The organism is Magnetococcales bacterium (assembly GCA_015231925.1).
GTDB lineage: Bacteria > Pseudomonadota > Magnetococcia > Magnetococcales > JADGAQ01 > JADGAQ01.
Genome location: JADGAQ010000083.1, coordinates 1 through 17,594, shown reverse-complemented (window position 1 = coordinate 17,594; position 17,594 = coordinate 1). Strand labels below are relative to the sequence as shown.

Sequence of the window (17,594 nt, the reverse complement as noted above, 5' to 3'; positions counted from 1 at the left end):
AATTGGCGATGAGTTGATAAAGCGCCGCTTCTCCCAGAAAATCGACCCCCTGCACCGCCTCCGGCAAAACCCCCGCTGGCCGCAGCCCCGGAACCGGCCCCCGCCCCGGCGGTGCGCCCCGTTCCCGAAAGCCCCCCACCGGCCAGTGCCGAAGAGACGGTTCGTTGCCGGCCCCCTTCGGTGCAAACCGAAGCCGCCATCAACCAGTATATGGCTTGCCAGTGGCGTCAGCGTTGTCTCGATCAACTCGCCAGCCTGAAGCGCATGGCCGAGGACGGCATGGCCAAATGCCCCAAAACCGGTGCCAACGCCCGTCCCTGCATGAACTACCACCAGTCCCTGCAAGAACGTTATCAGCCGGGAATGTGTGACCGCATGGCCCCGTCGAATTTCTATCCGCGAGCCCCCTTCTGGCCTTGAGCCTCTCTCCCGGAACGCCGGTCGCCACCCGTTACGGGCGGCGACCGGCAAATTCCGGGAAAAAAGTGAAAAATTGATATTCAAAAATGGAACGAACTCCCGCATCGCCTGTCATAGGGAGTGAAAGTGAGTCTTTCTCCAGAAGGAAATCGGCTCTGCTTTCATTCCTCCCTCCTTGCAGCGGCGCGACCACTTGTCGAGAGTTCCTCCCCAAGAGGTTTTGGTGGCGCGTCGCTGCCTTTTTTCTCTTCCCTACTTCTTTCCGAAGAGCGACTCCGCCAGGCTTCGGGCCGATTGGTCCGGCGTGGAAGGTTTTGTCGAACCTCGCCCCGGTCGAAAGAAATCGCAGAAGTTGCCCGTCTCCTTGTCCACCACCCGTTCCGCCCGATTTTCCCGGCAGCCGTTATACAGACTCTCATCGAAAAAATGGCAGTTGCGGCAGGCGCGGTTGCTTCGACCGCAGGCGGAACAGGTGGAGCCGCGCCCGAACTCCGACACCTCCAGGATGTGATGACAATGCCAGCAGGTCGTGTTTCCCTCCCCCATCGCGATGCTCCTTCCTCGGTCCTTGCCGCCGAACAGGGTGATGAATATCCGCGTTTGCGCCGTTTGATTTCCGGAGGCGTGGTACGCCCCCAAAAGAGTCTGGGTCAGAACTTCCTCTCCTGCGAAGCCTCGATCGCCCGCATCGTGGACGGTGCGGAGATCGGCCCCGCCGCCCGGGTGGTGGAGATCGGTCCCGGACTCGGGGCCCTTACCGTTCCCCTGTTGCGCCGCATGGGAAAACTTTGGGCGGTGGAACGGGACGCCCGTCTGATCCCCCTGCTGCGGCAGCGCACCCGGGATCTGGGCGAGCTGGAACTGGTTTACGGCGATGCCCTGGAAGTCTCCTTCACCGAACTGGCTCAAGAGCGGGGGGGAACCCTGACCTTGTTGTCCAACCTGCCCTTTTCCATCAGCACCCCGTTGTTGATGCGGGTCTTCGAAGAACGCGCCGCCTTCGAATCGATCACGGTGATGGTGCAGAAGGAGGTGGCCGACCGATTGCTGGCCGAGCCCGACACCGAGGCCTACGGCACTCTTTCGGTATATCGTGGTTTGTGGATGCATGGACGCATCGTTCTGCAGGTACCCCGAGACCGCTTCGTCCCCGCCCCGGATGTGGACGCCACGGTGATCCACCTCACCCCCCGGCAGGAACCCCTCTGCCCCATGCCGACGGATGCGGCTTTGCAGCAGGTGGTGCGCGCCGCCTTCGGTCAGCGGCGCAAAACCTTGCGCAACGCCCTGAGGAGCCTGCTGCCCGAGTCGTCCGACCTGCTGGAAGAGGCGGCAATCGACCCGATGCGTCGCGGCGAGACCCTGAGTCTGGCGGAATTTGCCCGCCTAGCTCTCCTCTGGTCCGCCCGCCGGGGGTAGATCGGCTTCCCCCGGACAGCCGATTTCGGCCATCATGCCCTCGATGCTCTCCTTGACCCGTTCCAACAGGGCCTGCCGCTCCCGACGCCCCAGTTGATGGGTGGCAATGGGTGGGGCGATACGCACCCGGATCACGCCGGGACGTTTGACGAACTCCCGTCGCCCCCAGAAGAGGCCCGCGTTGTGGGCCACGGCCACGATGGGCACGCCCGCCGCCACGGCCACGCCGATGCCTCCCGCCTTGTAATCCCCCACCTTGCCCGGAGCCATCCGGGTGCCCTCCGGGAAAACCACCAGGGAGCTGCCCCGTTTGAACTCCTCCTGACTCCTCACCAGCAACTGCTTCATCGCCTCGGTGGGATGAGCGCGATCGATGAAGATCTGTTGCGTGGCCTGCAGCGCCCAACCGAAAAAGGGAATATGGGCCAACTCCTTCTTCAGCGCCCAAACCAGGGAGGGGAACAGCCCGTAGAAGACCACCGTCTCCCAGGCCGACTGGTGTTTGGACATGATCAGGTAGGGCGGAGCGGGCAGGTTTTCCGCGCCGATGATCTCATGGCGCAGTCCGCAGAAGAGGGCCAACATGCGCAGATTGTAGCGGCCCCAGGCGGCGGCAAGGCCCCGGCGAAAGGCCAGGGAGGCCACGGGCGACGCCACGACGATGGCGGCGGCATAGCCAACGATGCCAAGAATGAAAAAAACGAAAAAAAAAGCCGATCGAATCCAGAGCATGGCCTTGCATTTCCCGAACAGGGTACAGATATGGAGTTTGCCGGAGGCGAGTTTCCTGGATGAAAGATTGCGGAAAGCCCGGTCAAAACGCAACCGGCCAGGAACTTTTTCCCTTAGCGTGCGTCAAATTTGTCGACCACACCATCCGTCGGGAGAGTAACCGTCCTATGGAAAACAGCCTTGTTTCCATCCAGGGGTTGGGCGAACTCGACAGCACTCTGCGTCAGTTCGACCGCTACCCCATGTTGAGCCAGGAAGAAGAGTACCATCTGGCCCGGCGCTATCGGCAGTACAACGACCTCGAAGCCGCCCATACCCTGGTCACCTCCTATCTGCGCTATGTGGTTCGCATTGCCAGGGACTACAGCCATTACGGGCTTTCGGTCCTGGATCTGGTGCAGGAAGGTGCCGTGGGTCTGATGAATGCGGTCAAACGCTTCGACCCGGACAAGGGATTCCGCCTCTCCACCTACGCCCTGTGGTGGATCAAGGCCGCCATTCAGGAGTTCATTCTGCGCTCCTGGAGCCTGGTGCGTATCGGCACCACCACCGCACAACGCAAGCTCTTCTTCTCGCTGCGCAAGCTGCGCCGCAACATCGGGCAGATGGACCGCCAGGAGGCGCAACGCATCGCCACCGAACTGGGTGTTGAGACGGGAGAGGTCATCGAGATGGCCGGACGCCTTTCGGGACGCGACTCCTCCCTGAACGCCCCCGCCGTGGAGGACGGGGATGAACTGCAGGATCTGCTTCCGGACCGTCGCCCCAATGCCGAAGCCATCCTCCTGGCCCGTGAAGGAGGCAATCTAAGACAGGAAAAGGTGGTCCGCGCCCTTGGCACTCTGGATGCGCGGGAGCAACGCATCGTGCGGGAACGCTTCATGACCGACGAACCCAAAACCCTCGACGAACTGGGAGCCCTGATGGGCATCTCCCGCGAGCGGGTGCGCCAACTGGAAAAACGCGCCATGGAGAAGCTGAGAACCCTGCTGGCCCCGTTGCAAGCCGATCTGGTGGTAGATGCCGCTTGACAAACAACGACCCAAGGCAGAATATGAATCCATATTCATATTCTGCCGGGAGGAGTCCCATGCGCATCAGCGAACGCGGTCAAGTCACCATTCCTCAAGCCATTCGGGAACGTTTCGGTTTACTCCCGAACACGGAAGTCGAGTTCGTTGAGCAAGATGGTGAAATCAAGCTGGTGAAAAGCCAAGCAGAGAGGAAAAGGTTGATCAACAACTTATACGGTCAGGTAAAAAGTGATCGGACCACCGATGAACTCATGGCCCTTTTAAGAGATTGAAAGGATGCAAAACTGGTTGGTAGATACCAACATCCTGATGGATTGTGTCCTGGCTGATCCTCATTTCGGAGTTCTGTCGATGGCCGCGCTGGAGAGAGTCGGCCTGGGTGCCAACTTGATCATCAATCCCATCGTCTACGCCGAACTGGCCGGCTGCTTCGAGGACAAGTCCCATCTGGACGCCCTGCTCTCACCCTATCTGTTTCGCTATGAGTCCATCCCCGTCGATGCCGCCTTTTTGGCCGGGCGGGTCTTTCGACGTTACCGCGAACAGGGAGGCAACCGACAGAGAATATTACCGGATTTCCTCATAGGAGCCCATGCGGCAGTCAGAGGATACGGACTTCTCAGTCGCGACAGAGGATACCTGCGCTATTTCCAGCTCGAAGTGCTGGATCCGTCCAAAGAAATATCCAATTAAGGAAACGTTCCATCGATTAACTCCCTTTATCGATTTAAGTCAGAAGACAGAACATTTCCTTTTTCAGTACAATCCCCCGTCCAGAATCGGCGGCGGTGGTCCCGGACTGCCGGTACCGGGCTGATCCACCTCGTCCAAACGTCTGCGATCGTCATCCCCCGAAAAGGCCTCCAGAACCACCCGACGGGAAGAGGCGTTGGGCGGACGGCCCGTTTCCGGATCGATCTCTTCCAGATGAATGCCCGCCGGTACCGGAAAATCGGTGGGGAAACGCCCGCGCAACGCCTCCCGCATGAAATCGATCCAGATGGGCAACGCCGCCTTGGCGCCGGTCTCGCCCGGTCCCAACGGTTTGTAGTCGTCCTTGCCCACCCACACCGCCGTCACCAGGAAAGGGGTGTAGCCGATGAACCAGGCATCCCGCATGTCGTTGGTGGTCCCCGTCTTGCCCGCCAGCGGCCAGCCAAGCTCCTTGGCCCGCTGCCCGGTGCCGTGGGAAATCACCCCTTTGAGCATGTTGGTCACCTGATAGGCCGCCTCTTCGGTCAACACCCGGTTCTGGAACTGGGCATGCACCGGCTTGAGGGCATCCGTCATCAACACCCCCTGACGCGGCCCCTGATGACACAGCAGGCAATCCCCGCCCTGATGGCGGAAAACCGTGCGCCCGTACCGGTCCTGCACCCGGGCGATATGCACCGGTTTGATCTGCTTGCCGCCGTTGGCCAGAACCGCATAACCGGTGGCCATGTCCATGGGGGTGAAATCGACCGATCCCAGCGCCACCGAAAGGTTGGCCCGATCCGCCGCAATGGGGAAACCCATCTGCTTCAGTTTGGGGATGGCAATGGGCAAACCGACGTTCTTCAGCAGACGAATGGTGACCAGGTTGCGGGAGTGTTCCAAAGCCACACGCAGGGTCGTGGGCCCGAAATATTTGTGTTCGTAGTTCTCCGGATTCCAGACCTTGGTCTCCCCGGTCTCCGGATCCCGGTAGGTCAGGGGAATGGGACTGTCATCCAGCTTGGACGCGGGGGAATAGCCGTGCTCCATGGCCGTGGCGTAGATGAACGGCTTGAAGGAGGAGCCCGGCTGACGACGGCTCTGGGTGGCCCGGTTGAACTCGCTCAGGTTGAAATCGAAACCACCCACCAGGGCCAGAATCTCCCCGGTATGCGGGTCGAGAGCCACCAATGCCGCCTCCGGGGCCGGTTGCTGTCCCAAAAGGAAATGGGGCTCTTTCTGCTCCCCCTGATTCTCTTCCACCAGGATGATATCGCCCTTGGCCAGGACATCGGCCACCTTCTTCACGGCAGCTCCCATCGCGCCGCGCTCCAGCGCCTTGCGCGCCCAACTCACCGACTCCAACCCCAGCTTGATGTGCCGTCCGTCCACCAACAGCACCTCGGCGCTGCCCTTGGCATCCTTGGGCACGGCAAGGACCACCCCTTTGACGAAATGGTGACTGGAATTGGGTTCCCCCGCACCCACCTTCTGCCAGCGGGCCAGACCTTCCGGCGAAAGATCGTTCAGATGGCCCAGCACGCTACGAAAACCATGACGCCGGTCCACCTCGACCAGACCCTTGCGCACCGCCATCTGGGCGCGACGCTGCAAACGGGGATCCATGGTGGTGAAGACATCCAATCCCCCCTGGTAGAGCTGCCGGGAACCCCACTCCTGGGAGACGGTGCGACGCACATGCTCCAGAAAATGGGGGGAAACCTGCTCCAGAGGAACCTCCGGTCGGGCCAGGCCCAAAGCCGCCTCCTGCGCCGCCAGATTCTCCTCCGGGGTGATGAAACCCACCTCCTCCATGCGATTGAGTACCAGAATCTGCCGATGTTTGGCCGCTTCGGGATAACGCCACGGGCTGTATTTGCTGGGAGCCTTGGGTAATCCGGCAAGCAGGGCCATCTGCCCCAGTTCCAACTCCGAGATATCCCGGTTGAAGTAGATGCGCGCCGCCGCGCCCACCCCGTAGGCCCCGGCCCCCAGATAGATCTGATTGAGGTAAAGCTCCAGAATCTCTTCCTTGGTGAACTGCTCCTCGATGCGGAAGGCCAGGATGACCTCCTTGATCTTGCGCCCCATGGTGCGTTCGTTGCTCAACAGAAAGTTCTTGGCCACCTGCTGGGTGATGGTGGAGGCCCCCTGGGTCAGACGGCCCGCAGTGAAATTGGCATAAGCCGCCCGCAGAATACCCCGGGGATTGATGCCGGAATGGGAGAGAAAATCGGTATCCTCGATGGCCAGGAAGGCGTTGATGACCATTTGGGGAATTTCGGCCAGGGGTACGAACTGGCGTCGTTCCACGAAGAATTCACCCAGAAGCTGATAGTCCCGGGCGAAAACCCGCGTCACCAGACTGGGTTCGTAATGGGCCAATTCGTCCAAGGTCGGCAGATCCTTGGAATATTTCAGGAAAGCCGCCCACACCACCAGCAACCCGGCGACCAGGCCGATGATCATCAGATAGAACAGACGCTTGAGCCACTTCCACATGAACGGTCACACCGCGGAACGAAAGAGAGAGCAAAAGGAAAAAGCCATATTCCACAACGAGCCACCCTGTGGCATTATGCGTGACTTGCGTGCGGAATGCGAGAATCCTCGTCCAATTTCAACCCCGCTTTCGGTGAAAAAACAGCCCATGCCCATCCTGACCCTTGATCTCGGCCAACGCGGCTACGACATTCATATCGGCTCTGGACTTCTCGCCGGTCTGGGCGGATGGGTGGCTCCCCTGCTCAAACAGAAACGGGTGGGTATCGTCAGCAACACCACCGTGGCCCCCCTCTATCTGGCGCGAGTGACGGCCGCCCTGCAAAATCACGGACTGGAGTGCCTGCCCGTGGTGCTGCCCGACGGCGAGGTCCACAAGAACTGGCAGACCCTCGACACCCTTTTTGCCGAGCTGATCCGGCATCGTTTCGAACGCGGCTCCACCCTGCTGGCTCTGGGTGGCGGGGTGATCGGCGACATGACCGGATTCGCCGCCGCCAGCTTTCAACGCGGCATCGATTTCATTCAGATCCCCACCACTCTGCTGGCTCAGGTGGACTCCTCCGTCGGGGGCAAGACCGGCATCAACCACACCCTGGGCAAGAATCTCATCGGCGCTTTTCACCAGCCGCGGCTGGTGGTGATCGACGTGGAGACCCTGACCACCCTGCCCAAACGGCAGTTGGCGGCGGGTCTGGCGGAAGTCATCAAGTACGGCATTATCTGGGACGAGGGTTTCTTCGCCCTCCTGGAAGAGCGTATGGACCATCTCCTGGCCCTCGACGGCGAGTGGCTCGGCGAGATCATCCGGGTCAGTTGCGCCATCAAAGCGGAGGTGGTGAGGCAGGATGAACGGGAACACGGGGTGCGCGCCCTGCTCAATCTGGGGCACACCTTCGGCCATGCCCTGGAGACCCTGATCGGTTACGGGGAGATCCTGCACGGGGAGGCGGTGGCCATCGGCATGGTCATGGCCGCCCGTCTCGGGGAGCGGCTGGGACGCCATGGCAAGGAGGAGGTGGAGCGCATGCGGGCGCTCATGGTCCGCGCCGGACTGCCCGTCTCCGCGCCGCCCCTTTCCAAAGAGGCCTTTTTCGAAGTCATGGGGCGGGACAAGAAGGTCCGGAGCGGACGCATGCGGTTTGTGGTGCCGCAGGGCATCGGCAGGGCCACCACGGAAGCCGACATCCCCCGCGAGGAGGTGGAAGCCACCTTGCGGGATTTCGGCATCGTCTGAGGCGAAGGAAACCGCGCGCGGGTTCCGTGGTCTTTTCAGTCATACGGGGGTCCGGGGGGGATTATCCCCCCCGGCGGGGTTCGGGGCGGAGCCCCGAGGTTTTAGCCGTTGACGTGGCGGGTCGAGGCCAAAAGGTGAAATGACCAACTTCGAACCGCTTCTACACCGTGTCACCCCTCGACCCGCCGGAGGGGGCCAGGGGAGGGACTCATCCTCCCCATCCTTGAACGCACCACCAAGACACAGCCAGGGTTATTCGAGAGAAAGAGATCCTTATTCTTGGAAACCTGAACCTCGGTGGAATTGGCACCTCCAAAAAGGATGGGGGGATGAGGCCCCCTTGCCCCCCGCGGTCCTCAGCGGGTCGTCCGGATCGTGCGGGTGGGAGGTGATGCGATTTCCTTGATGCTGGGGACCGCTACGTCAACGTCAACACCTCGGGGCGCTGCCCCGAACCCCGCCGGGGGGGATAATCCCCCCCGGACCCCCGTTGGACTGAAAAACTCACCACCTACAACCCCAGCACCTCTTTGGCCAGAGGAATGGTCCACGGGCGCTGCTGACGCAAACCCTCCTGATCCAGATGATCGATGGCCTGGGCATAGTCGGCCACACGACGCGGCAGCCGGGCCGCCAGAAAACGCAACAACTCCTCACCCACCCGCACCTGCCGGTCGATGGCCATCTTGCGCAGGATCTCCGCCCGCTCCTCGTCTCCGGGTGGCAGCACCGGCACCACCAGACCGAGGCTCAAACGGCTGCCCAGATCCGGCCGCAACACCAACTGCAGCGGCGAACGACGGGAAGCACACACCAAACGACCCTGCCGCTCCCGCAAATGGCGAAACAGGAACAGAACCCCCTCCTGCAACGCCGCATGGTTTTCCAGCTCCTGCAAATCATCGAGCGCCACCAACCGGCACGCGGCATATCGATTCATCAGGTCGGAGAGAACCTGCTCGCCGCTGCCTCCGGTCTCCGTCAGATGGGCGGAAAGCAGATCCATATCCAGATAGACCGCCACCCCCTCCTCACCGGCCTGCAGTCGCCATTGGCGCACCGTGGCCTGCAACAGGTGGGTCTTGCCGGTACCCTCCTCCCCCACCAGGGTCAGGAGTTCTCCCGGCAGCAGGTTCAGATCGCGCAACGCCTGACAAGCCTGCCGATTGCCCTCGCCGACGATCAGATTGCCGTAGGAAAAGACCGGATTGAGCGGAAAATCGAGCAGGAGCTGCGAGGGCAGTTCACGATTCGCCATCGCTTTGCCCCCTCTCCGCCGCCGTGGCCCGGCGGGTCCACTCCATGATGTACATCCCGCCGGAACTCATCGTGGTGGCCACGGTGATCCAGATCAACGGTTTGAGAAGATCCTCGGAAAGATCGTGGGCCATGCACAGAAGGGTGCTGGTCAGCAGGGCAATCTGTACGAAGGTGTTGACCTTGCTGATCCAGAGAGGCTCCATGCGCAGGCTGCTGGTCAGCATCAGGAAGACGATGGCCCCGCCGATGATGATGATATCCCGGGTGACCACCATGAAGGTGAGCCACAAAGGCATCCAATCGAGATAGGAGAGGGTGATGAAGCCGGCGACGAGAAGAAGTTTGTCGGCCAGAGGATCGAGATAGGAACCCAGTTCCGTGACCAGGTTGTACTGTTTGGCCAGATAGCCGTCCAGGGCGTCGGTCAGACCGGCGGCGATGAAGAGCCAGAAGGCCGCTTCCACACGGGCGCTGACCAGCAGCCAGACGAAACCGGGCACGGCCAGGATGCGCAAGAAGGATAGGGCGTTTGGAAGATTCACGGTTGCAACCTGACCAGCAGTTCGTTTCCGGAACGCTCCGGCGTGCCGCCCAACCGGGCCAGTGCCTCCATCAAGCGTTCCTCCGCTCCCTGGTACTGCAGGCGCAAGTGCGCCTCCCTCGGGAGCAAACCGACCACGCGCAATTGCGACACCCCCGGCGACCGGCCCAAGGCCGTCAACATTTCTCCATATCGTGCCAGACGATGCTCGTGTACAAGACGTATCGACACGGCGTGATCCTGTCCCGGAGCGGAGAGGTGGCCCTGGATCCATTCATCCATCCACGCTTGCAGCAGGCCTCCTGCCGTTTGGGCCAGACGTTCCTGAAGCTGACGTTCATCCCCTTTGGCCACCGGAACATCTCCTTGCAACGAACGGGCCGATTCCTGTTCGTTCAGCCGGACCAACTGCACCGCGCCGCCCGCGCCCTCTCCCGGTTTGCCGGAGGCGGCTGCTTTTTTCACTTCCACCGCGACCGCCAGAATCTCTTTGACCCCGTAGCGCCCGATGGCCCAGGGCAGCAACGTGGCGTCACCGACATGCAACCGGGGCCAGGTGAGGTTCATCATGTCTTCCATGTCCAGGAGAGGCAGCACCGTCTGCATGCCGCTCTCCGCCGCCGCCGCCTGGATAAGCGCCGTCAGGGGATGTCCGGATTCCAGCAGGGTGACCTGATCCCCCTTCTCCCGCATGCCGACCCAGAGCAGAACCCCCGGAAACGGTGTCTGGTTGTGGGGAACGCCGATTCGGGTCAAGGCCTCTTTCACCCCCGTGGTGGAAAAGGTGATCTCCACCTCCAGATCGAGACTGGCGCCGCGCTGCTTTTCGGAGCGCACCACCAGGCGTTCGATCAGTGCGGAAAGATCCCGTTCGATCTCGGTCAGCCTGGCCCGATGGGTCTCCCGATCCTGCCGGGTGATCAGACGGCGCAACAGACGTTCCCAGGCCGAGCGCCGCGCCATCTGCAAACCCTCGGAACGGGCATCCTGCCCTTTTTTGGAAACGGCGAGCTGATCCACGGAAAGATGGATGCCCGTGACCCGGTAGAGATTCTCGCTTGCCCGAGCCGCCGAACCCGGCAAGAAAATCAGCGTCCAAAACAGCACCAGCACCATGCTACGCAGCGATTTCCGCATTCCCATAGCCCATCCTCCAGTACGTCCGAACGGATTTTTCCTGCAAGACGCATTGCGTCGCCAAAATCCCCAACCGTATAGTACTCCGTTACGCGCAGTGGAACAAACCCTTCCCAAGGCGGAAGGAAGCGTTCTTCGTATCCGCTTTCGGAAAGGAAACACCCATGTCCATGCTCCACGACGAGACCAAACCCTCCATCACCTACAAGGATGCCGGGGTTGACATCGATGCCGGCAACCGGCTGGTACGGATGATCCGGGCTTCCGTGGAATCCACCCGCCGACCCGAGGTTCTGACCGGGATCGGCGGTTTCGGCTCCCTTTTCGCCCCCGATCTCTCCACCTGCCGCAATCCCGTGCTGGTCTCCACCACCGATGGGGTGGGCACCAAACTCAAGCTGGCCTTTCTGATGGAGAAACACGACACCGTGGGCATCGATCTGGTGGCCATGTCGGTCAACGACCTGCTGGTCATGGGGGCGCAACCCCTCTTTTTCCTCGACTACTTCGCCACCGGAAAACTCGATACCGACATCGCCGCAACGGTGATTTCGGGTATCGCCGAAGGCTGTCGTCAGGCCGGATGCGCCCTGGTCGGCGGGGAGACTGCGGAAATGCCCGACTTCTACGGTCCCAACGAATACGACCTGGCCGGCTTCGCTGTCGGTCTGGTGGACCGGGAACAGGTGGTGACGGGAGAGCTTATCCGTCCCGGCGACGTGGTGCTGGGACTGGCCTCCTCCGGCCCCCATTCCAACGGCTACTCCCTGATCCGCCGGGTGGTCCTGGGAGCAGGGGGGCCGGGACTGGACGCCCCTTTCGGCGACGGCACCCTGGGAGAGGCCCTGCTGACCCCCACCCGCATCTACGTCAAACCGGTTCTCTCCCTGCTGAAGAAAGTACCGGTTCACGGCATGGTTCACATCACCGGGGGCGGTTTCTGGGACAACATTCCCCGGGTGCTGCCCGACTCCTGCCGCGTGGCCATCCAACACGACGCCTGGAGGCGTCCCGCCCTCTTCGATCTGCTGCAAGGTCTCGGCAACATCTCCGACCACGAAATGCTGCGCACCTTCAACTGCGGCATCGGTTTCATTCTCGTGGTGCCACGGGAGGCGGTGAGGGAGGCCATGGAACACCTGATGGCCTGCGGCGAAACCCCCTTCCGCCTCGGCGAGGTGGAACATCGGGAAGAGAATGGCGAACCGGTGGTTCTGCGATGAACGAAACCGATCTGCGCATCGGGGTGGTGGTTTCCGGCTCCGGGTCCAACCTGCAGGCCTTGATCGACCGTTGCGAAGACGGCTTCATTCCGGGTCGTGTGGTTCTGGTGATCAGCAACGTGGCCGATGTCCTGGCCCTGACCCGGGCCGAACGCCACGGCATCCCCCACACCGTGATCTCCCATCGGGACCACCCCAGCCGGGAGGCCTTTGAATCGGCCATGATCCGGAAACTGGACAAAGCCGGCGTGGATCTGGTTTGCCTGGCCGGTTTCCTGCGGGTGTTGACCCCTCTTTTCGTGCGACATTACCGGGGTCGGCTGTTGAACATCCATCCCGCCCTGCTGCCCGCCTTCCCCGGCCTGCATGTGCAGCAACAAGCCCTGGATGCGGGCGTGCGCTTCTCGGGAGCCACGGTGCATTTCGTCGATGAAGGGGTCGATTCCGGTCCCATCGTGGTCCAGGCGGTAGTGCCCATTCTGGACGGCGACGACGCCGACACCCTCTCCGGACGCATTTTACAGCAGGAACACCGCATCTATCCCCTGGCCGTGCGGCTTTTCGCCCAGAAACGGCTGGATGTTCGCGGCAGGCGGGTGTTCATCCGGCCCGATCCCCAGGAACCGACCTCCCCACCCTCCCCCCTGATCAACCCCCCCTTGCCAGGTCCGCACTCATGACCTACCTGTTGGCGGGTTCCCTGCTCACGGGTCTGGCCGCCGGCATCATCGCGGGCCTCTTCGGCGTGGGTGGCGGACTGATCGTGGTTCCGGCCCTGCTCTTCCTCTTCTACCTGGATGGTATCGATCCGGTCATCTCCATGCATCTGGCCCTCGGCACCTCCCTGGCCACCATCGTCTTCACCAACCTCTCCGCCACCTGGAACCATCATCGGCGCGGCAGCGTCAACTGGACCATGGTGGCTCATTTCACCCCCGGCGTATTGCTCGGAGCCGTTTTCGGTTCTCATATCGCCGCCCTCATGGCAGCCTTCGCCCTGAAAACCCTGTTCGGTATCTTCGAAATCGCCGTGGGTCTGAAAATGATTCAGCCCGTCAAGCCCGACAGCCGGGAGGTCCACGGCACCCTGCAACCCACCACGCAAACCCTGATCGGAGTGGGCATCGGCGCTTTGAGCACTCTCTTCGGCATCGGCGGCGGAACCCTTTCGGTCCCCGCCCTCACCTTATTGGCGGGCCGCCCCATACTGGAAGCGGTGGGAACCTCCTCGGCCATCGGCATCGGTCTGGCCCTGGTGGGCACCTCCGGCTTCATCTACGAAGGCTGGAACCATACCGCCCTGCCCCCCCAGGCCATGGGCTTCGTGGTACCCCACGCCTTTCTGGGCATCGTCATGGGCTCCCTGATCACCACCCCTCTGGGTGTGCGACTGGCCCACCATCTCGATCCCGTGATGTTGCGACGCTGGTTCGGCCTGCTGCTGGGCGTCGTCGGCCTCAAACTCCTTCTGCCTTGAAGCCCGGTCATGGATGTCATCTATTTCCTGCTCCCCCTGGCCCTGCTTCTGGGACTCATCGATCTGGCCCTGCTGGCCTGGTCCGTCAAATCGGGCCAGCTCGACGACTTGGAAGGCCCGGCGCATCGCATCCTCTTCGACGATGACGAGGAGCCCCTTCAACACCCGCCCTCCGCTACTTCCGCTCCAGACACTCCACCAGCCCCGAAGCCAGATTCCGCATCAGACGAAAATAGCCCTCCTCCCCCTCCGCCTGCTCCGTAACCCCCTCCGGGTCCAGAATCCCCTTGGCCACACGGGTGCCCCGGATCAGGGTCTCCACCATGCGGGGCTCAAACTGGGGTTCGGCAAACAGGCAGACCGCCCCCGCCCCTTCCAGCCGCTCCCGCAAGGCCTTCAGATGCTTTGCGCCGGGTTTGCGCTCCGGGTCCAGGGCCACACGCCCCACCGCCTTCAGGCCGAAACGCTTTTCGAAGTAGTGATAGGCGTCGTGGAACACCACGAAGGGCCGCTCCCTGACCGGGGCCAACCGGGCCTGCAACTCCTCCCGCAGGGCATCGAGTCTGGCGTGCATCCGCGTCACGTTCTCCCCGTAGCGGGCAGCGTTTTCGGGATCGATCTCCGATAATATTTTGCCCATGGTTGCCACCAGGATCTTGCCATTTTCCGGATCGAGCCATATATGGCCGTCATAGCCATCGTGGTGATGGTGGTGGTCATCCCCCTCCCCGTCGTGTTCCTCCGCCGCTTCACCCTCCTCCCACTCCTGTCCCTGCCGGTAGGTCAACCGGTTCAACCCCTCCACCTCCCCAAGCGCCACCACCCTCGCCCGAACGGCATGCCGCAACGGCTTGCGCAGGAACAACTCCAACTCCTCCCCCACCCAGAAGATCACCTCGGCCTCCGCAATCCGCCGGGCTTCCGAAGGCCTCAGGCTGTAAGTGTGCAGAGATGCCGCACCCCTCACCAGCACCCCCGGCTCCCCAACTCCCGCCATCACTCCGGAAACCAGTGCGTGCAACGGGCGGATACTGGTCTCCACTTTCGGGGCCGCTTCCACCCCCGTGATCACTGGCCATAGCAACAAAACCCACCCCCATCCGATCCGGCATCGCATGTTACCGCTCTCCTCCCTGTACACGTTACATTATAACATCCCTTGCTTGATAGCCCCATTCACCCTACACTGTCAAGGTCTGTCGAAACTCTGCGAACCGGAGGTATTACCTGTGATGAACGCTGCCGCAACGCTCCCGGAGCAGCCTTTTCCGGCTCCCGGTCACGATCATGAGGAGTGCATGCGTGATCTGCTGACCCACGCCCGGGAGTTGTGTTTGAAACAGGGGGCGGAGCTGACGCCCCATCGTCGGCAGGTATTGGAGATTCTGGCCTCCAGCCATCAGGCTCTGGGGGCGTATGACATTCTGGGACGCATGGGGGGCCATCAGCGTCGTCTGGCGCCGATGGTGGTTTATCGGGCCCTGGATTTCCTCATGGGGTTGGGGTTGGTGCATCGTCTGGCAGGACGCAGCGCCTATTTCGCCTGTCGCCGTTCCCATGCCGAGGGGGAGGTTCAGTACTGGATCTGCCAGCGTTGTCTGGTGGTGGCGGAGACGGCAGCGGACAGCATTGCCGGCGCTTTTCCGGGGGTGGCGGAAGGATTGGGTTTTCGGGTGGAGCGGGTCAATATCGAGATCGAGGGGGAGTGTCCGCAGTGTCGGGCCTCGTAGACGAGGAGATCCTGCTTCGAGCCGACGGCATCTCGCTGACCCGTGGTGGCAAACCGGTTCTGGATCGGGTCGAGCTGACGGTAAGCCGCAACGAGATTCTGACCTTGATCGGACCGAACGGGGCCGGCAAATCGACTTTGATCAAGGTGCTGTTGGGTTTGGTGGTCCCGGATGAGGGGGTCGTCTGGCGCAAACCGGGGTTGCGTATCGGGTATGTGCCGCAGCGCATGCCGGTGGATCCGGTGTTGCCGCTGACGGTGGAGCGTTTTTTGGAGCTGGCCCATCCCTCCACGCCGGGGCAGCGTCGGGGAGTGTTGGGGGAAACCGGCGTGGAAGCCCTGGCGGGGGCTTTTCTGCACACGCTTTCCGGTGGGGAGTTCCAGCGGGTCATGCTGGCCCGAACCCTGTTGCGCCAACCGGAACTTCTGGTGCTGGACGAGCCGGTTCAGGGGGTCGATTTTCTGGGAGAAGCGGCGCTTTATCAACTCATCGCCAATTTGCGGGAGCATCACGGCTGTGGGATCCTGCTGGTTTCCCATGATTTGCATGTGGTCATGGCCGCGACCCATCGGGTGATTTGTCTCAATCGTCATTTATGTTGTGAGGGTACGCCTGAAAAGGTGAGTCGGCATCCGGAGTTCGTGCGGCTGTTCGGTGAACAGGCGACCCGGGCCTTGGCCGTGTACGAGCATCACCATCGGTGTCAGGATCATACCCATGCCGAAGCGCCTGCGCTGACCAGGGAGGAACGCATCGTGTATTACTAATAATTATATTTTCTTTTCAATATTTTGTCTTTTAAGTATCAAAAAAAGAAAATGTTTTGACTATGTTGTTCTGGTATTTTCAATAATATTATCGCAACTAATCAGGCCCTTGCACAGCGCAGCATGATCGTGTCAACGGCGAAAGGGAAAGTCCCGGAGCGCCGACCTGGACCCGTCGGAGGGGATAATCCCCCTTATACCTGAACAGATACTTTTCAATATAATTATTAAACAAAAGCCAAAAGATAGAACATTTTCTTTTTTTACTTTCTAAAGGATAAAATATTAAAAGGCAGGGCTATACCTATGGAGGATCTGTTTCTGCTGTTGCCGTGGCTGGCGGGTTTGGGAGTCGCAGCTGTAACCGGACCCCTGGGCTGTTTCGTGGTCTGGCGCCGCATGGCCTATTTCGGCGACACCATGGCTCACAGCGCCCTTTTGGGGGTGGCTCTGGGGCTTTTTCTGGGCGCCCCGCCGGTGGCGGGTGTAGTGGTGGTGTGCAGCGCCATCGCCCTGGCCCTGGTCGGCTTGCAGCACCATCCGCGTTTTTCCGGCGACACCCTGCTTGGCATCCTCTCCCACAGCGCCCTCTCCCTGGGTCTTCTGGCCCTGGCGTTCATGCCCTGGGTGCGCACCGATCTCATGGGGTACCTCTTCGGCGATCTGCTGGCGGTCTCCCTGGAGGAGGTGATCTGGATCTACGGCGGGGGCGTGGTGGTTCTGGTGGTCCTCTCCCGCATTTGGAACCCACTGCTGGCCATGACGCTCCATGAAGATCTGGCTCGGGCCGAAGGCATCGCCGTCAAACGCATCCGGCTGCTTTTCATGCTGCTCATCGCCCTGGTAATCGCGGTGGCCATGAAGCTCACCGGAATTCTGCTGGTAACCTCGTTGTTGATCATTCCCCCGGCGGGAGCCCGCCATTTCGCCCGCAGTCCGGAGCAGATGGCGGTGTTGTCGGTTCTGTTCGGCACCTTATCGGTGACGATGGGACTCTGGGCCTCTCTTCATCTGGACACCCCTTCCGGTCCCTCTATCGTCATTGCGGCCATGCTGCTCTTTCTGGGCGGCTTTTTCTGGCGGGGACGCAAGGTGGGGGTTATTCGGTTGTAAATCCCTTATCAAATACGGGGGTCCGGGGGGGATTATCCCCCCCGGCGGGGTTCGGGGCGGAGCCCCGAGGTTTTAGCCGTTGACGTGGCGGGTCGAAGCCAAAAGGAGGAATACCCAACGCTGCACCACCTCCAAACCCTGTCATCTCTTCGACCCGCCCGGAGGGGGCCAGGGGAGGGACTCATCCTCCCCATCTTTGAACGTGCCAATTCCGCCAAGGTTTGAGTTTTCGTATCTGTTCAGGTATACGGCGACGGGTCCAGGGCAGCGCCCTGGGACTCTTCCTTTTGCTGTTGACGTTCAACC

Annotated in this window: 20 protein-coding genes; 13 read left to right on the top strand and 7 right to left on the bottom strand. The window is 61.4% G+C overall.

The annotated features are described in order from the left end of the window. Positions 1-111 precede the first annotated feature (111 nt). Positions 112-420, top strand: a complete 309-nt coding sequence (locus HQL56_10640; GenBank protein ID MBF0309974.1) for a hypothetical protein — start codon at positions 112-114, stop codon at positions 418-420. Positions 421-672: 252 nt separating this feature from the next. Here the strand turns inward: HQL56_10640 and HQL56_10635 are convergent, their stop codons facing one another. Further along, positions 673-966: a hypothetical protein gene (locus HQL56_10635; protein MBF0309973.1), complete on the bottom strand. Its 294-nt coding sequence runs from the start codon at positions 964-966 to the stop codon at positions 673-675. 78 nt (positions 967-1,044) lie between these two features. On the opposite strand from HQL56_10635, the gene rsmA reads away from it, so the two are divergent. Then, positions 1,045-1,839 carry a ribosomal RNA small subunit methyltransferase A gene (rsmA, locus tag HQL56_10630; protein ID MBF0309972.1) on the top strand — a complete coding sequence of 265 codons (795 nt, stop codon included), beginning with the start codon at positions 1,045-1,047 and terminating at the stop codon, positions 1,837-1,839. On the opposite strand, the gene HQL56_10625 is transcribed toward rsmA, so the two are convergent. Beyond that, a complete protein-coding gene (locus HQL56_10625; protein ID MBF0309971.1) occupies positions 1,807-2,571 on the bottom strand; it encodes a 1-acyl-sn-glycerol-3-phosphate acyltransferase in 765 nt (254 codons plus the stop codon). The genes rsmA and HQL56_10625 overlap by 33 nt on opposite strands. Before the next feature lie 167 nt (positions 2,572-2,738). Between HQL56_10625 and rpoH the strand changes: the two genes are divergently transcribed. From rpoH to HQL56_10610, 3 genes are read left to right on the top strand one after another with little or no spacing between them, the layout of a single operon-like run. Beyond that, positions 2,739-3,602, top strand: coding sequence for an RNA polymerase sigma factor RpoH (rpoH, locus tag HQL56_10620; protein ID MBF0309970.1), 864 nt, complete (start codon positions 2,739-2,741; stop codon positions 3,600-3,602). A 59-nt stretch (positions 3,603-3,661) separates the two neighbouring features. After that, complete coding sequence (locus tag HQL56_10615) at positions 3,662-3,877, top strand: AbrB/MazE/SpoVT family DNA-binding domain-containing protein (protein ID MBF0309969.1); 216 nt, start codon at positions 3,662-3,664, stop codon at positions 3,875-3,877. Positions 3,878-3,893: 16 nt separating this feature from the next. Further along, the gene (locus tag HQL56_10610; GenBank protein MBF0309968.1) at positions 3,894-4,298 is read left to right on the top strand and encodes a type II toxin-antitoxin system VapC family toxin; all 405 of its coding nucleotides are present in this window, start codon (positions 3,894-3,896) and stop codon (positions 4,296-4,298) included. 63 nt (positions 4,299-4,361) lie between these two features. Here the strand turns inward: HQL56_10610 and HQL56_10605 are convergent, their stop codons facing one another. After that, a complete protein-coding gene (locus HQL56_10605) occupies positions 4,362-6,803 on the bottom strand; it encodes a PBP1A family penicillin-binding protein (GenBank protein MBF0309967.1) in 2,442 nt (813 codons plus the stop codon). Positions 6,804-6,951: 148 nt separating this feature from the next. Here HQL56_10605 and aroB point away from each other — a divergent pair, with 148 nt between their 5' ends. After that, the gene (aroB, locus tag HQL56_10600; protein ID MBF0309966.1) at positions 6,952-8,040 is read left to right on the top strand and encodes a 3-dehydroquinate synthase; all 1,089 of its coding nucleotides are present in this window, start codon (positions 6,952-6,954) and stop codon (positions 8,038-8,040) included. Positions 8,041-8,551: 511 nt separating this feature from the next. Here the strand turns inward: aroB and HQL56_10595 are convergent. Genes HQL56_10595 through HQL56_10585 form a run of 3 tightly spaced genes read right to left on the bottom strand, consistent with a single transcriptional unit; the run spans position 8,552 to position 10,984 of the window. Continuing rightward, a complete protein-coding gene (locus HQL56_10595; protein MBF0309965.1) occupies positions 8,552-9,298 on the bottom strand; it encodes a hypothetical protein in 747 nt (248 codons plus the stop codon). Beyond that, complete coding sequence (locus HQL56_10590; GenBank protein MBF0309964.1) at positions 9,285-9,842, bottom strand: CDP-alcohol phosphatidyltransferase family protein; 558 nt, start codon at positions 9,840-9,842, stop codon at positions 9,285-9,287. Before HQL56_10590 ends, HQL56_10595 begins: the two co-directional genes overlap by 14 nt. Continuing rightward, positions 9,839-10,984 (bottom strand): DUF2066 domain-containing protein, encoded by a 1,146-nt coding sequence (locus HQL56_10585; GenBank protein MBF0309963.1) that lies wholly within the window; start codon positions 10,982-10,984, stop codon positions 9,839-9,841. Before HQL56_10585 ends, HQL56_10590 begins: the two co-directional genes overlap by 4 nt. A gap of 158 nt (positions 10,985-11,142) precedes the next feature. Between HQL56_10585 and purM the strand changes: the two genes are divergently transcribed. From purM to ccoS, 4 genes are read left to right on the top strand one after another with little or no spacing between them, the layout of a single operon-like run. Then, positions 11,143-12,201 (top strand): phosphoribosylformylglycinamidine cyclo-ligase, encoded by a 1,059-nt coding sequence (purM, locus tag HQL56_10580; protein ID MBF0309962.1) that lies wholly within the window; start codon positions 11,143-11,145, stop codon positions 12,199-12,201. Beyond that, positions 12,198-12,881 (top strand): phosphoribosylglycinamide formyltransferase, encoded by a 684-nt coding sequence (locus tag HQL56_10575; protein ID MBF0309961.1) that lies wholly within the window; start codon positions 12,198-12,200, stop codon positions 12,879-12,881. The genes purM and HQL56_10575 overlap by 4 nt, the downstream gene beginning before the upstream one ends. Further along, positions 12,878-13,678 (top strand): sulfite exporter TauE/SafE family protein, encoded by an 801-nt coding sequence (locus HQL56_10570; protein MBF0309960.1) that lies wholly within the window; start codon positions 12,878-12,880, stop codon positions 13,676-13,678. Before HQL56_10575 ends, HQL56_10570 begins: the two co-directional genes overlap by 4 nt. A 9-nt stretch (positions 13,679-13,687) precedes the next feature. Next, positions 13,688-13,942: a cbb3-type cytochrome oxidase assembly protein CcoS gene (gene ccoS / locus HQL56_10565; protein ID MBF0309959.1), complete on the top strand. Its 255-nt coding sequence runs from the start codon at positions 13,688-13,690 to the stop codon at positions 13,940-13,942. On the opposite strand, the gene HQL56_10560 is transcribed toward ccoS, so the two are convergent. After that, complete coding sequence (locus HQL56_10560; GenBank protein ID MBF0309958.1) at positions 13,854-14,765, bottom strand: zinc ABC transporter substrate-binding protein; 912 nt, start codon at positions 14,763-14,765, stop codon at positions 13,854-13,856. The genes ccoS and HQL56_10560 overlap by 89 nt on opposite strands. 145 nt (positions 14,766-14,910) lie before the next feature. On the opposite strand from HQL56_10560, the gene HQL56_10555 reads away from it, so the two are divergent. The 3 genes from HQL56_10555 (at position 14,911) to znuB (ending at position 17,288) form a co-directional block, all read left to right on the top strand. Next, on the top strand, positions 14,911-15,408 hold the full coding sequence (locus HQL56_10555; GenBank protein ID MBF0309957.1) for a transcriptional repressor: 498 nt from the start codon (positions 14,911-14,913) through the stop codon (positions 15,406-15,408). Then, positions 15,384-16,175: an ATP-binding cassette domain-containing protein gene (locus HQL56_10550; GenBank protein ID MBF0309956.1), complete on the top strand. Its 792-nt coding sequence runs from the start codon at positions 15,384-15,386 to the stop codon at positions 16,173-16,175. Before HQL56_10555 ends, HQL56_10550 begins: the two co-directional genes overlap by 25 nt. Before the next feature lie 306 nt (positions 16,176-16,481). Continuing rightward, a complete protein-coding gene (gene znuB / locus HQL56_10545) occupies positions 16,482-17,288 on the top strand; it encodes a zinc ABC transporter permease subunit ZnuB (protein ID MBF0309955.1) in 807 nt (268 codons plus the stop codon). The last annotated feature ends 306 nt before the right edge of the window (positions 17,289-17,594 follow it).

What these genes read in the sequence shown, in the direction of transcription:
- HQL56_10635 (MBF0309973.1), bottom strand. Translation starts at nt 966, where the DNA reads ATGGGGGAGGGAAACACGACCTGCTGGCATTGTCATCACATCCTGGAG.
- HQL56_10625 (MBF0309971.1), bottom strand. Translation starts at nt 2,571, where the DNA reads ATGCTCTGGATTCGATCGGCTTTTTTTTTCGTTTTTTTCATTCTTGGC.
- rpoH (MBF0309970.1), top strand. Translation starts at nt 2,739, where the DNA reads ATGGAAAACAGCCTTGTTTCCATCCAGGGGTTGGGCGAACTCGACAGC.
- HQL56_10615 (MBF0309969.1), top strand. Translation starts at nt 3,662, where the DNA reads ATGCGCATCAGCGAACGCGGTCAAGTCACCATTCCTCAAGCCATTCGG.
- HQL56_10605 (MBF0309967.1), bottom strand. Translation starts at nt 6,803, where the DNA reads ATGTGGAAGTGGCTCAAGCGTCTGTTCTATCTGATGATCATCGGCCTG.
- aroB (MBF0309966.1), top strand. Translation starts at nt 6,952, where the DNA reads ATGCCCATCCTGACCCTTGATCTCGGCCAACGCGGCTACGACATTCAT.
- HQL56_10595 (MBF0309965.1), bottom strand. Translation starts at nt 9,298, where the DNA reads ATGGCGAATCGTGAACTGCCCTCGCAGCTCCTGCTCGATTTTCCGCTC.
- HQL56_10585 (MBF0309963.1), bottom strand. Translation starts at nt 10,984, where the DNA reads ATGGGAATGCGGAAATCGCTGCGTAGCATGGTGCTGGTGCTGTTTTGG.
- purM (MBF0309962.1), top strand. Translation starts at nt 11,143, where the DNA reads ATGTCCATGCTCCACGACGAGACCAAACCCTCCATCACCTACAAGGAT.
- HQL56_10575 (MBF0309961.1), top strand. Translation starts at nt 12,198, where the DNA reads ATGAACGAAACCGATCTGCGCATCGGGGTGGTGGTTTCCGGCTCCGGG.
- HQL56_10570 (MBF0309960.1), top strand. Translation starts at nt 12,878, where the DNA reads ATGACCTACCTGTTGGCGGGTTCCCTGCTCACGGGTCTGGCCGCCGGC.
- ccoS (MBF0309959.1), top strand. Translation starts at nt 13,688, where the DNA reads ATGGATGTCATCTATTTCCTGCTCCCCCTGGCCCTGCTTCTGGGACTC.
- HQL56_10555 (MBF0309957.1), top strand. Translation starts at nt 14,911, where the DNA reads ATGAACGCTGCCGCAACGCTCCCGGAGCAGCCTTTTCCGGCTCCCGGT.
- znuB (MBF0309955.1), top strand. Translation starts at nt 16,482, where the DNA reads ATGGAGGATCTGTTTCTGCTGTTGCCGTGGCTGGCGGGTTTGGGAGTC.